The sequence below is a fragment of the Myxococcales bacterium genome, from assembly GCA_012513515.1.
Taxonomy (GTDB): domain Bacteria; phylum UBA10199; class UBA10199; order 2-02-FULL-44-16; family JAAZCA01; genus JAAZCA01.
In genome coordinates this window covers 1-13414 of sequence record JAAZCA010000029.1, presented here as the reverse complement: position 1 = coordinate 13414, position 13414 = coordinate 1, and the positions used below count along the sequence as shown (strand labels likewise).

Sequence of the window (13414 nt, the reverse complement as noted above, 5' to 3'; positions counted from 1 at the left end):
GGGAGAGATGACAAGGGTTGTCACTGCTATAATTATGGGTTTCGTCTTCGTCGCCGCCATATGGTGCCTGCCCATTTCCGGCTTCAAGGGTGTGCTGTTGGCTGTAACTCTCCTCGGCGGCATAGAGTTTTCCAGGATGTTCTTCGCGGAAAAAATTGAAAGAAAGATCTGCGTCACCGCCATTCTTGCCGCCGCGATTCCGATGATATGGATGACCGACACCCCAGCCGCTATAATTTCGATATCCGTCGCCATGCTTTTTACAGTCTCTGTTCTTTTTATGCGTTCAACTCCGAGGCTCGAAGGGGTTGCCGACCGAATAGGCCTCGCGACTCTTGGGATGATGTACCTCGGCATTGCATTTCCATTCTGGGCCTGGATAAGGGAGTTGCCGTTCGGCAACTCGATGGTTCTGCTTGCAATGGCCCCCGCGTGTCTTTGCGATACCTTCGCATATGTGGCGGGAAAAAGCTTCGGAAGACATAAATTTGCGCCGATGGTCAGCCCGAACAAGACGATGGAAGGTTTTTTCGCGGCTCTCGCCGGATCGATGACAGGTGCGTTCCTCATAAGATGGCTTCTGCTTCCCGAGATGGACGCTGTCGCCACCGCCGGTCTTGCCGCCGTCATCTGGATAACTTCGACATTCGGCGATCTCATCGAGTCGATGTTCAAGCGCAGCTGCGGCGTCAAGGACTCCGGCTCCATAATACCTGGGCATGGTGGAATCCTGGACAGGCTAGACGCTCTTATTTTCACCGCCCCCTTCGCATTCATCTATTTCAAGTACGTCATCGGCTAGAGGACTCAGATGAAAAAAATATCCATATTGGGCAGCACCGGTTCGATAGGGCTAAGCACGCTCGACGTCGTCCGCGCCAATTCCCAAAAATTCAAGGTGGTCGGCCTCGCCGAAGGGCATGATGTGAAGGCGCTTGCCGCTCAGATAGGCGAATTTTCACCGGAGATAGTTTCAGTCAGGGATGAAAAATCCGCGGTGGAACTTCGTTCGATTCTATCCGGACAAATTCCCGAGATAAGATTCGGCACAGATGGCGCCTGCGATGTCGCCAGAATGGAAAGCGCAGAGATGGTCGTCTCCGCGATAGTGGGGGCTGCGGGGCTCAAGCCTACAGTTGCTGCGATCGAAAGCGGAAAAAAACTCGCACTTGCAAACAAGGAGTCGATGGTCGTAGCCGGCCCTCTCGTCTCCAAGCTTGCAAAGGAAAATGCAGTAGAGATAATTCCGATAGACAGCGAGCATTCGGCGATATTCCAGTCGCTGGTCGGCCACAGTGCGAAGGACATCGACAGGATAATCCTCACAGCGTCAGGCGGTCCCTTTCTAAGGAAGAGCGCGCAGGAGATAGAGAATGCGACGCCAGCCGCGGCGCTGAAGCATCCGAGATGGTCGATGGGGGCGAAGATCACGATAGATTCCGCGTCGCTTATGAACAAGGGGCTGGAGGTTATCGAGGCGAAGTGGCTCTTCGATCTTCCTGTCGAAAAGATCGCGGTAGTCGTCCACCCGCAGAGCATCATACATTCGATGGTGGAATACGTCGATGGATGCGTCATAGCCGAGCTCGGAGTCCCGGACATGCGCGCCCCGATAGCGTATGCGATATCGTATCCGGAAAGGACCGTGAGCGGCGTGGAGAGGCTGAACCTGGCAGCGATAGGCGAACTCACTTTCGAGGAGCCCGATCCTTCCCGCTTTCCGTGTCTTGCGCTTGCGTTCGATGCGATAGGTGAGGGAGGGTCGATGCCTGCGGTTCTGAATGCCGCGAACGAGATTGCTGTCGATGCCTTTCTCAAGGAGCGCATCCCGTTCGGCGGAATTTCCAGAGTGGTTTCCGAGACCATGGGCAGATTCACAGCATCCGATTTTTCATCGATAGAGGAGATTTTGGAGATAGACAGCGCCGCCAGAAAAAGCGCAGAGGAGATAATAGCTAAGAGATGACTATCATATATTTTGTGATCACGCTTGGGATACTCATATTCATACACGAGCTGGGGCATTTCATAATGGCCAAGCGCGCGGGGATAAAGGTCGAGGCTTTCTCTTTGGGATTCGGGCCGCGCCTGCTGGGAATCAAGATCGGCGAAACCGATTACCGGATTTCAGCATTTCCTCTCGGCGGCTACGTGAAGATGCTCGGCGAGGATCCCACCGACGAGGAGGCAACTGACCCGCGCTCATTTTCCCAAAAAAGTATCCTGGCGCGCGGCAAGGTCGTCTTCTTCGGCCCGCTGATGAACTTCGTGCTGGCGCTGGTGCTGATGCCCATCGTCTTCATGATAGGCAGGGCCGAGCCGGCCTACCTGCGCGAGTCTCCCATAATCGTCGATGTGAAGAAGGACTCTCCCGCCGAGCTCGCAGGCCTGAAGAAGGGCGATCTCATCCTTTCGATAGAAGAGGAGGAGGTCGCAACTTGGGACGATGTGCTAAGCGAGGTCGTGATGAGCCCGGGGATGGAGCTCACCTTTGTAATCGTCAGGGATGGCGAGATGGTGGAGAGGGCTGTCTCCGTCGGCGAGTTGCCGGAGATAAAAGGGGGCTACATCGGGGTTGAGCCGATTCTATTCATAGGCAATGAGCCGCGCGTTGACGAGGTATCCCCGGGCAGTCCGGCCGAACTGGCGGGGATCGAGGCGGGTGACCTTATAATTTCCGCCGACAAAATGGCGGTGACAAATTTTTACGACCTTGCGGCGATAATACATGCCGCCGGCGACAGGGAGATCCCAATTACGGTGCAAAGGGGGGATGAAGAAGTTTCCATATCCGTGCACCCCTCCTACAGCGCTGAGTCGAAAAGGTGGGTGATAGGAATCTCCTCAAAGAGGAAAAATTCCGGGCCGGTGGAGGTGGTGAAGTACAATTTTATCGATTCGCTCGTCAAAGGGGGGAAGGAGGCGATCAAACTCGCAGGGCTTACCCTGGATGTCCTCTACAGGCTTCTAACCCTTCAGCTTTCATACAAGGTGCTGGGGGGGCCGATAATCATCGCCAAGGTCTCGGCGGAGGCTGCCTCGGTTGGGCTGGCCAACTTTTTATACTTCATGGCCTTTTTGAGCATACAGCTCTCGGTTTTAAACCTGCTCCCATTTCCTGTGCTGGATGGTGGACATATCCTCTTCCTCTTCATCGAGGGGGTGAGGGGAAAACCGCTGAGCGAACGGATAAGGTCGGTCGCCAGCCAGGTAGGGTTTGCCATCCTGATTACATTCATGCTCCTCATAACGTTAAAGGATATTGAGAGCGTTTGGGGTATAACTAGCTGGATAAAAAAGTTTTTTAGCCATTAATGAAGATACTGTCGATAGACACTACATCGATGCGCGGATCGATCTCCCTGTCAGACGGAGCAACTCTTGTTGCCCTCGACAGGCAACAGGCCCCCTCCAGCCATTCCGAGAGGCTCTTCGGCAAGCTCGATTCCATGCTCGGTGAAATCGGTTGGGGGATATCCGATATCGAAGGGGTTGCCGTAGCGATAGGGCCGGGCTCCTTCACGGGGCTTCGAACCGGCCTTGCCGCGGCAAAAGGGATAGCGCTTTCGCTTGGAATTCCGATTGCGGGGGTGTCATCGCTAAAATCGCTGGCGTTAAACGGGGCTCTTTCCCCATCTAAGGTCGTAGCGACTCTCATAGATGCCAGGCGCGGCGAGATCTATGCCGCCCTTTGGGATCTTTCCGCTGGAAACTCTCCCAAAGAAATTATCGCAGAATGCGTCTTGCCCCCCGAAGCCCTCATCGCAAAGCTGCGCCAGTTCGGATCTCCCTTTTTAGCGGTCGGCGACGGGGCGATCGCCTATCGCGACCGCCTATCGGTTGACCTAGGCGACCTGATTCAGATAGCCGAAGGGGACGACATTCTTCCCAACGCCCACAATCTTGCCGTGCTCGCGTCGGAGAGGCTTTCCTCCGGCGGGGATGATCTGAAGAAACTCGTTCCGAATTACATCAGGCAATCCGACGCCGAGATAGGATTTCTCGGAAAGGGGAAGTGACATGATTATCGAAATAGACGGCGGCCCTCTCTCTCTTGAACAGATATCGGAATTTCTCGGCGGCGCGAAAATCGAGATACCGAAAAAGACCGCCGCGCGAATAAGGCGAGTCCGAAAATTCGTCGAGGAGAAACTCGATTCGGGGAAACCTTATTACGGGATAAACACCGGATTCGGGAATATGGCCAACTGCCATATCTCGCGCGAGGATCTGGAGAAGCTGCAGGAAAATCTTATCCTCTCGCATTCCGTTGGCGTCGGCGATCCGCTTCCGCTTGAGACCTCGCTCTTGGTCATGCTGCTGCGCGCTAACGTGCTGGCAGCGGGCTATTCCGGAATAAGGTACGAGACGTTCGAGCTTCTCATAGAGTTGATAAACCGCAGGCTCGTAGCCGTGATTCCGGAACAGGGATCGGTAGGCGCCAGCGGCGATCTGGCTCCACTGGCGCACATCGCTCTAAATCTCATCGGGCGCGGAGAGATTCATTATAACGGAATCATCATGCCGGCGGCGGAGGTTTTTAACTCCGAACGCCTCGAACCCATCAGGCTTCAGGCGAAGGAGGGGCTGGCGCTCATCAACGGAACGCAGGTGATGACGGCGATAGGTGCGATCGCGCATCTGCGGATGAGGAACCTCATTAAGGTCGCCGATATAGCGGGAGCGCTCTCGATAGAAGGGGACCTGGCCTCTCTTCGCCCCTTCGACGAGCGCATTCAGAAGCTGCGTCCGCATCCTGGGCAGGATAAAACTGCGAGGAACATTCGCGCGCTTCTCGACGGAAGCGGAATGATAGCGGGTCATAGGAACTGCAACAGGGTTCAGGATCCGTATTCCTTCAGGTGTATTCCTCAGGTTCACGGCGCTGTGAAGGATGCCGCCGAATATTCGCGTTCCGTCCTGTTGCGCGAAATAGGCAGCTGCACCGATAATCCGCTGATATTCGACAAGGATGACGAGATAATTTCGGGCGGAAATTTTCACGGGGAGCCTCTGGCATTTGCGATGGATATGCTCGCGATCGCGGCCGCCGAGCTCGGCAGCATATCGGAGAGAAGGGTGGCGGTGCTTACGACCCCTCTCGAGGGAGAGATTCCGACGCGCAGCCTGATTTCCAATCCCGGACTATCTTCTGGCCTCATGACCTCGCATGTGACGATGAGTGCGCTCGTCTCAGAGAATAAGGCGCTTGCGCACCCTGCATCGGTAGATTCGATTCCGACCTTTGGGGGGCAGGAGGACCATGTCAGCATGGGGACGATAGCGGCGAGGAAGGCTCTCAAGGTGGTGGAGAATGTGGAGAAAATTCTGGCGATAGAACTCTTTGCCGCCTGTCAGGCGATTGATTTGCAGAGGGGGCATGGAAAACCCGGGAAGGGGACTCTTGCCGTCTATAATCTGGTAAGGAGCGAGGTCGAAACTGCCGAGGAGGATAGGGAGTACCGCTTCGATATCGAGAGCTGCATTCACATGCTTTCCGATGGAAGGGTCGTGGCAGCGGCGGAAGAGGCGGTTGGAATTCTCATCATATGAATCTGGAATCGGGGGAGACAAGCCGTTTGCGTCCCCCGAGGGGGCGGGTTTATTTGCCCCTGTACTCCTTTAAAATCTCCTCGATCATATCCCTGCCGCGCAGTTTTTTCTTTTGAATAAGTTTACGATCTATCTCTTCTTGCGGCGTCAAAAACGGTTTATTGTTGAACTTCTCCAGCTGGCGTTCAAAATCGATATGTTCGTCGTAGAGGGACTTCAACGCGTTGTCTGAACTGATGTGCTTTTCAATTAACTCCAGATCATGTGCCTCCATTTTATGCCTCCTTTGACAAAGAAAAAGGGCTTGAACTTTACCAATAAGCCCAAGCCCCAAATCGCAACTTTTTACAGGGCGGGCTCCAAGCGGTCTAGATCGAGACCCACCCCGTCTCTCGGTCTTTCATGACTTCATTCTATACGACGGATTGCGCTCCAGTCAACAAAATGCTTGTTTTTCCAAGAGATTCGCAATATTAGCTACCTTCCGGAGGATTGGGTTATGCCATCATTTGACGTCGTTTCGCAGATCGATATGCAGGAGGTTGAAAACGCCATCAACCAGGCCCGCAAGGAGGTAGGAACTCGCTACGACTTTCGCGGCAGCAAGAGCAAGATCGACTGGGACAAGAAAAAACTGGAGCTCTTTGCCGACGATGACTTCAAGATGCGCTCATTATGCGATATTTTACTTGAGAAGATGTTAAGGCGCGGCATCGACGCCAGGGCCCTTGAATTTGGGAAGGTTCTCGACGGGCCCAGCGCATTGAAAAAATGCGAGGTCCTTCTCAAACAGGGAGTCCCAACCGAAACCGCAAAGGAGATCACCAAGGCCATAAAAAATTCCAAAATAAAGGTTCAGGCGCAGATACAGGAAAATCAGGTGCGCGTATCCGGAAAAAAGAGGGATGACCTGCAGCTCGCGATCGAACTTATCAAGGGGAAGGGGTTCAATCTCCCTCTCCAGTTTATAAATTATAGAGATTGAAGGACCGTAACATCCGTGACGATTGACAATGGACCGTTGACCCAAAAAACAGGTTCAGACTAAGGTTAAGGCTGAGCAGGAGTGGTTTTTCTGAACCTCAACCTCGACCTTTCGGTTTTTGGCCAATAGTCAATTGCTGGGTTTGAACGATCGTGACTGGAAGATTTTGATTTGCACTGTTCTCTCTGATAATACGACTTGCGCGAAAGTGCATGTGCTTACTTAGGAACCGAGAGGCCTCAATGACCAAATCATATAACCCCTTCAGGGTGATGCCGAAGCAGCTGTACATAGCAAAGGAAGGGCACTTCACCATCGCCGTGCTGCTCGCAGCTGCGCTTTTCATGTGGATTGTAGGCTGGGGGATCTTTGCATTTCTCTCCTTCGCTGCGGCGGCTTTCTCCGCATTCTTCTTCAGGAATCCTGAGCGAACCCATTCTCCCGAATCGGGTACGATCATATCGCCGGCCGACGGGAAAATTCTTTCGGTGACGCAGGGAGCTGCTGCCCCTGTTACAGGTGAGCTGTGTACCAAGATCAGCATCTTCATGTCAGCCTTCAACGTCCACGTAAACAGGTTTCCGATAGAGGCCAGGGTTGAGGATGTGAAATACATCCCCGGCAAATTTTTTGTGGCGAGCATGGACAAGGCCTGCGAGGAGAATGAGAGAAACATCATCCTTCTCGCAGACGACTCTTCGCGAAAAATCGTGATGGTGCAGATAGCCGGTCTCGTTGCCAGAAGAATCGTGTGCTATGTAAAACCGGGCGACAAGCTGCGCAAGGGAGAACGTTTTGGAATGATTAAATTTGGCTCGCGCGTAGATCTGTATCTTCCACCCTGCGTGGAAATTGCTGTGAAGGCGGGCGAGAAGGTCCTTTCCGGCGCTACGATCATCGGGAGGTTTAAATGAAACTCAGGGGGCTTAGAGAGCGCGAGAGCATGAAGAAGGGGGTCTATCTCCTGCCCAATCTGTGCACTTCAGCCAGCCTCTTCTGCGGTTTTTTCTCTGTGATCAAATCCCTTTCCGGAGAGTTCATCGCCGCGGCCTGGGCGATACTCCTTGCCGGGGTCTTCGATCTTCTCGACGGACGCATAGCGCGGCTTGCCAAGGCCGAGAGCGCCTTCGGAATTGAATATGATTCCCTCGTTGACCTCTCTTCATTTGGTCTCGCGCCGGGGATACTGGCCTACACATGGTCGCTATATGGGTTGGGAAAATTGGGATGGCTCGCAGGCTTTCTCTATTTCGCCTGCGGCGCGCTTCGCCTCGCCCGCTTCAACGTCCAGCATGACGATGTTGAGGTGAAATACTTCCAGGGGCTTCCGATACCTGTTGCGGCCTATGTAATCGCAACTTATGTCATATTTCATCACCACGTATTCGAGTTTCCTCCAGAGGGAAGCATCCTCCTCGGAGTGATGACGATATTCCTCGCCATGCTTATGGTTTCCAAGATCAGATACCGAAGCATGAAGGTGGTTAATATAAAAAAGAGGAACAGCTTTTACGCCTTGGTCCTCGTCGTGGTAGGAATAGTTCTCGTCGCGATCAAACCGGAGGTCACAATCTTTCTTCTGGCGACCGGCTACGTCTTCTCAGGGATCTTCGAGGAGCTGGTTACGCTTCATCACAGCAGAAAGTTTATGAACAAGATGCGGGAGCGCAGGGCTTCCAAGAAGAAGGAACGTGAAGAGAAGATGCTGTTCGATGGCGCGGATAACATCATTCGGTTCGATTCTTCAGACGAGAGAAAAAACTCCGAAGCGGGCGGGGTGCGGTGATGCCAATCTGCTATTTCTGCGGAACGGAGATAGAAATAATTTTCAAGATAGGCAGGCTCGAGGAGTGTCCGCGTTGCGGAAAATATCTGCACTCCTGCGTGCAGTGTAAATTTTACGACAGGAGCTATCACAACGACTGCCGTGAAAATCAGGCTCCACCGGTTGGCAACAAGGATGACGCGAATTTTTGCGAATTTTTTCAGTTGGGCAGGGATGCGGTAAGAGAGAAGCAGGACGCCGCGAGCGCCAAAGTTAAGCTCGAGGCCCTTTTCAAGAAGGGATGATGGCATCATGAGAAAGCAATATAATATTGCCGTCGTCGGTGCCACAGGAGTCGTGGGCGGCGAGATCCTTGCGGTTTTGGAAGAAAGAAATTTTCCCGTTGGCAAAATTCTTCCGCTAGCTTCGGACAACTCCATCGGCAAGGAGGTCCAGTTCGGGGAGAAAAATCTGCCGGTCGAGATTCTGGATGAAAAATCTTTCACGGGCGTCGATATTGCGCTTTTTTCGGCCGGCGGCAAGGTCAGCGAAAAACACGCTCCGATAGCAGCCGGCGCCGGTGCTGTGGTGATAGACAATACCTCTGCATTTAGAAATGACCCGAAGATTCCACTCGTCGTTCCGGAGATAAATCCCCATAGGATCGCCGACTACAAGGAGAAGGGGATAATAGCCAACCCTAACTGTTCCACGATACAGATGGTCATGGTGCTGAAGCCATTGCACGACGTGGTTCCGATAAAGAGGGTGGTCGTTACCACGTTCCAGTCTGTTTCCGGAGCCGGAATTTCCGCCATGGAAGAACTTTCAAAACAAGCAGTCAATCTCTTCTCCGGCGCGGAGTGCGATTCGAAAGTTTTCCCGCACAGGATCGCATTCAACTGCATTCCGCACATCGGCAAATTCAACGCCGATGGGGATACTGAAGAGGAGCTGAAGCTCGTCAACGAAACAGCAAAAATAATGGAGGATGATTCCATAAAGGTCTCCGCCACCGCGGTCAGGGTGCCGGTTTTTTCCGGGCATGCTGAATCTCTGAATATCGAATTCTCGGACGAGATTTCCCCTTCATCGGTAAAGGAAATCCTTTCATCGGCTTCAGGAGTTCTTCTTCTCGACGATCCGGGACTCTGCAGATATCCGATGGCGATAGAGGTCACCGGAAAAGATGAGGTCTTCGCAGGGAGGATCAGAAAAGATCCCACCGTCGAGTTCGGCATTTCGATGTGGATAGCGGCCGACAATATCCGAAAAGGCGCGGCTTTAAATGCCGTGCAGATAGCTGAGATTCTAGCAAAAGACTATCTCTGAGGAGCCTTTGTCGTGAAAATACCACGCTGCTTCATTCTCTGCTTTGCCTTCATCTCCATCCTTATCCTGTCGCGGTCCGCTTCGGCCTATCCTGACGCTGAGCTCTTCGGCCCGAACGACGAGAATCCTCCCTTTGACTTTGGAGTCAGATCGGCCTTCGATGGGTTCAAGCTGATAAACGATACGACTCTTCTAGTGGCCTATGCCGAGTCTCTGAAAATCGTAGATATGGGCAGCTATTCCCTTGCGAGGCTTCAGCCCTTTCAGCCATCCGATGACGAGGACACGAAGGGGATCGCCGGCGGGCTCGCATACTCAAGCGGTAGAAACGAGATGTATCTCTCGCAGCAGGATGGGGATCTGCTGATATACGATATGAACGACCTTGAGAAGAAGCCGGTCATCGTGACGGTGGCAGAACAGAGCGTTTTGGGAGTCATCGTGATAGATGGAAGTGAAGAAAGCCTCTACATAGCGGATAATACCAAAGGCGCCGTGCAGGTGGTGAATCTCAACGACAGGTCGGTGGCGAGAACTATCAACCTGACGGTTCCTGGATCCACAGATTTTAATCTGACCGACGGCGTGCTGGCCGAGGACGATGGAGAGATATATTTCACTACCGACGTTGGCTATATCGTCGGCCTGCCGGAAGGTGGGAGCTCTGCCTCGTATGTGAAGATCGGCACTTCCTACAAGCTCACTGCCATAGATATTTTCCCCAATCAAAATTACATCTATGTTGTGGATTCCACTACGCCGCAGTTGGTGAAGATCAATCCTGCTTCCGGGGAGATAGTCAAAAGCGGCATAGATATTTCGGAGAATCTCAACCCAACCGACATCGTCATAACGAACGTGAAAAAACCCAACGGCGCATACGCCTATGTCGCCGGGACCGACGGAGTTAGCGTCGTCAACACCTTCAACGACGAGGTCTTCAATATGTCCGACGATCCGGATACCGAAAGAGAGCCGCTGCCCACTTCGGCGGTTCCTTCGGTGCTTGCGGCCTCAAGTTCCACCGATGGTTACGTCTATATGGGTTTTGCGACCGGTGCGGTCGGCGTCATTTCGGCAAATCCGTGGGTCACCATAGATTCGGTCGTCTTCAATGACGAGCTGAGCAAGCTCACGATAGAAGGCTACTTCGTGATAACCTTTCAGTCCGATCTTGGAGGAACCTACCAGATAGTATCCGGCGGGGGCAGCGATGCATCCGGCGATGTGCTCGTTGATTCGGAGGGGGATAGCAGCGGAACGGTCGCCGCCGATGAGGAAAAAAGCGTTCAGATAAACTATGACGATAATTCGAGAAAATTCGACGAAGGTTACGTCGATATATGGGTTTTTGTAACATCCGATGACGACAGGGGGCGCCTTTCCACAGAGATTTTGGTCGACACCCCTCCGCCGGTTGTCACTATCAGATCGGCCGGTTTTGGCGATGAGATGATCTATGTAACCTTCAACAGGCTAACGCAGTCCGACATTTCAAAGTACCGCTTTTACGCCAGCCAGGACTATGACGAAGTGATCACGATGACGACGCCAACGGCACAGGTAGCGCAGGCCTCAAGTGGCACGACGCAGACAGCTAGCGTGGGCGGGCTTGAAAATGACAAGCTATACTACATAGCCGTTGAAGCGATAGACGAGGCCGGAAATGTCAGCCCCTCGCGCAGTGTAACAAGCGAGACGCCATCTCCAACCTACGGCCCGGCGGAACTCTCCGGTGAAAAAGGGTGCTCGATGCTGCCCTCTGCAGAAGGTAGGGTGGCAGATATTATTCCGCTGCTGTTTGCGGTTTTCCTGATTTTTTTCCGTAGGCGATCGCCTTGCAGAAAAATTCTTCCGATTATTTTATTTGCTGCGCTTTTCCTGGTTCCCCCGAGCGTTTTGGCGCAGCAGGAGGGCGCTGATATCAGCGAACGATCTGTCTCGGCCATGTTCACTCCCAATGTCGCATCCAAACAGCTTTGGGAATTCGAGATCAAGACCGGTTTTTGGATGCCGAAAAACGAGATACTCAATGAAGCCTTCGGCAAGTGCTGCAACATGATAACGAGGCTTGAGGGAGGCCTGCTGCTTCAGAAACGCTATGGGATCGGGGCTGGGGTGGGTTTTTTCTACAAGAGCGCCCAGGCATTTGCAGGAGGAGTTCACACAGGTGAGCGTGCGCAGGAGCGTTTCAACATGATTCTGGTTCCGATGCAGCTCAACTTCACCTGGCGGGCCGACTACTTTTCCTGGAGATATCTAGTCCCCTATATTCGTGTGGGCCCAGACATGATTTATTTCAGGCAGAGCCTCAGCGGCAACGTGATCAAAGGTTTGAAATATGGAATCCACGGCACCGGAGGGATTCAGATAAATATCGGAGAGATGGCCGACAGCTCCTCTTCGCTAGACAGCGACATCGGGATCAACGATTTTTTCCTCACGCTGGAGGCGCAGTACCAGTGGGTGGATAATTTTGGAAAGAGGGGGCTCAATCTTTCCGGGTTTGTCTACTCGGCCGGCCTTCTGATGGAATTCTGAAATGCGCATCGTCAAGCTCACAATCTCGTACAAGGGGACAAACTACGTCGGGTGGCAGCGCCAGCCTGCGGGGGAATCGATCCAACAGAAACTCGAGGAAACTATTTCGAGGATCCTCTCCCACGATGTTTCCATAACGGGGGCAGGCAGAACCGACGCCGGAGTTCACGCGGTAGGGCAGGTCGCTCACTTCCAGACGGACTCGGAGGTTTCCTGCGATGGAATCCGCCGCGGCGCTAATTCAATGCTTCCTCCGGACATATCCGTCGTGGATGCCTCAGATGCAACCGAAGGTTTTCATGCAAAAAACAGCGCCAAGGGAAAAATCTACCTTTATAGGATTTACGTTTCATCGAATAGGCTGCCGCTTGAGGATCCCTTCGCGTGGCATATTTCAACGAGACTCGATCTCGAAGCGATGAGGGAAGGGGCGGAAAAACTCGTCGGCAGGCATGACTTCGAGAGTTTTCGCGCGACCGGATGTTGCGCAAAATCTTCCGTCAGAACCATAAACAGAATAGAGGTTCGAAGGGGATCCGGCTTTCCCTTTTCAGATTACTCGGGGGCTCAATTTGTGGATCTGATTTTTGAAGGGGAGGGGTTTCTGAGGCATATGGTTAGAAATATGACGGGCGCACTTGTCGAGGTGGGAAGAGGGCGTATGACTCCAGATGATATTGCAAGGATCCTTCTTCAAAAAAACAGGCAGGAGCGATTTGAATGCGCCCCGGCAAGGGGGCTTTGCCTGGTGAAGGTTATTTACTGATTTGGTCAGGCCTGATTTGTCTGTAACAACCACAACATATTCTGACATATTCTATTTTTAATCATCATCGAATCTTACAAACTAAGAAATAACCATCAATTACAAGTCATCTGAATAACGCAAAAGGGGCAAGCGCGGCGTCATTAAGATCAAGATGAGGATGAAGCTGAAGACTTAAGATACCGGATTAAACTTCTTCAGATTGATGATCATCGCATAAGCCCTGCGAAGCAGCGTTTTCAGCTCCTCCTGATGGCCTGCCGATATATATCCATAAGCCGACAAGATATCGATAATCGAGGCAACCTCGGCTATTGACCCTAGCGAAATATCGAAGAACCGATTCCTGTCTCTCTGCGATCTCCTGCCGTTTCCCTCCGCCAAGTTAAGTAGCGTGCTAGAAAACGCCCGTTTAAGCTGATCCTCCAGATAGTAATTCCCCCTTGGAAGGGATCCGATTAGCTCTGGCATC

Annotated in this window: 14 protein-coding genes; 12 read left to right on the top strand and 2 right to left on the bottom strand. The window is 52.7% G+C overall.

What is annotated here, in order from left to right:
• Positions 1 to 7 precede the first annotated feature (7 nt).
• From GX659_05495 to hutH, 5 genes are read left to right on the top strand one after another with little or no spacing between them, the layout of a single operon-like run.
• Positions 8 to 802, top strand: a complete 795-nt coding sequence (locus GX659_05495) for a phosphatidate cytidylyltransferase (protein NLD28243.1) — start codon at positions 8 to 10, stop codon at positions 800 to 802.
• A gap of 9 nt (positions 803 to 811) precedes the next feature.
• Positions 812 to 1966, top strand: a complete 1155-nt coding sequence (locus GX659_05490; protein ID NLD28242.1) for a 1-deoxy-D-xylulose-5-phosphate reductoisomerase — start codon at positions 812 to 814, stop codon at positions 1964 to 1966.
• On the top strand, positions 1963 to 3315 hold the full coding sequence (gene rseP, locus GX659_05485) for an RIP metalloprotease RseP (GenBank protein NLD28241.1): 1353 nt from the start codon (positions 1963 to 1965) through the stop codon (positions 3313 to 3315). The genes GX659_05490 and rseP overlap by 4 nt, the downstream gene beginning before the upstream one ends.
• Positions 3315 to 4019 carry a tRNA (adenosine(37)-N6)-threonylcarbamoyltransferase complex dimerization subunit type 1 TsaB gene (gene tsaB / locus GX659_05480; protein ID NLD28240.1) on the top strand — a complete coding sequence of 235 codons (705 nt, stop codon included), beginning with the start codon at positions 3315 to 3317 and terminating at the stop codon, positions 4017 to 4019. The genes rseP and tsaB overlap by 1 nt, the downstream gene beginning before the upstream one ends.
• A gap of 1 nt (position 4020) precedes the next feature.
• Positions 4021 to 5553: a histidine ammonia-lyase gene (gene hutH, locus GX659_05475; GenBank protein NLD28239.1), complete on the top strand. Its 1533-nt coding sequence runs from the start codon at positions 4021 to 4023 to the stop codon at positions 5551 to 5553.
• Between the two features lie 49 nt (positions 5554 to 5602).
• Here hutH and GX659_05470 read toward each other — a convergent pair whose 3' ends face one another.
• The gene (locus tag GX659_05470) at positions 5603 to 5827 is read right to left on the bottom strand and encodes a DUF465 domain-containing protein (GenBank protein NLD28238.1); all 225 of its coding nucleotides are present in this window, start codon (positions 5825 to 5827) and stop codon (positions 5603 to 5605) included.
• 225 nt (positions 5828 to 6052) lie between these two features.
• Between GX659_05470 and GX659_05465 the strand changes: the two genes are divergently transcribed.
• From GX659_05465 to truA, 7 genes are all read left to right on the top strand, one after another.
• Positions 6053 to 6538, top strand: a complete 486-nt coding sequence (locus GX659_05465; GenBank protein NLD28237.1) for a YajQ family cyclic di-GMP-binding protein — start codon at positions 6053 to 6055, stop codon at positions 6536 to 6538.
• Positions 6539 to 6780: 242 nt separating this feature from the next.
• Complete coding sequence (locus GX659_05460; protein NLD28236.1) at positions 6781 to 7452, top strand: phosphatidylserine decarboxylase family protein; 672 nt, start codon at positions 6781 to 6783, stop codon at positions 7450 to 7452.
• The gene (pssA, locus tag GX659_05455; protein ID NLD28235.1) at positions 7449 to 8324 is read left to right on the top strand and encodes a CDP-diacylglycerol--serine O-phosphatidyltransferase; all 876 of its coding nucleotides are present in this window, start codon (positions 7449 to 7451) and stop codon (positions 8322 to 8324) included. The genes GX659_05460 and pssA overlap by 4 nt, the downstream gene beginning before the upstream one ends.
• Positions 8321 to 8608, top strand: a complete 288-nt coding sequence (locus GX659_05450; protein NLD28234.1) for a hypothetical protein — start codon at positions 8321 to 8323, stop codon at positions 8606 to 8608. Before pssA ends, GX659_05450 begins: the two co-directional genes overlap by 4 nt.
• A 7-nt stretch (positions 8609 to 8615) precedes the next feature.
• Complete coding sequence (locus GX659_05445) at positions 8616 to 9635, top strand: aspartate-semialdehyde dehydrogenase (GenBank protein ID NLD28233.1); 1020 nt, start codon at positions 8616 to 8618, stop codon at positions 9633 to 9635.
• A 12-nt stretch (positions 9636 to 9647) separates the two neighbouring features.
• Positions 9648 to 12176 (top strand): hypothetical protein, encoded by a 2529-nt coding sequence (locus GX659_05440; GenBank protein ID NLD28232.1) that lies wholly within the window; start codon positions 9648 to 9650, stop codon positions 12174 to 12176.
• A 1-nt stretch (position 12177) separates the two neighbouring features.
• The gene (gene truA / locus GX659_05435) at positions 12178 to 12942 is read left to right on the top strand and encodes a tRNA pseudouridine(38-40) synthase TruA (protein ID NLD28231.1); all 765 of its coding nucleotides are present in this window, start codon (positions 12178 to 12180) and stop codon (positions 12940 to 12942) included.
• A 174-nt stretch (positions 12943 to 13116) separates the two neighbouring features.
• Here truA and GX659_05430 read toward each other — a convergent pair.
• On the bottom strand, positions 13117 to 13414 hold a 298-nt coding region (locus tag GX659_05430), incomplete at its 5' end, for a four helix bundle protein (protein NLD28230.1).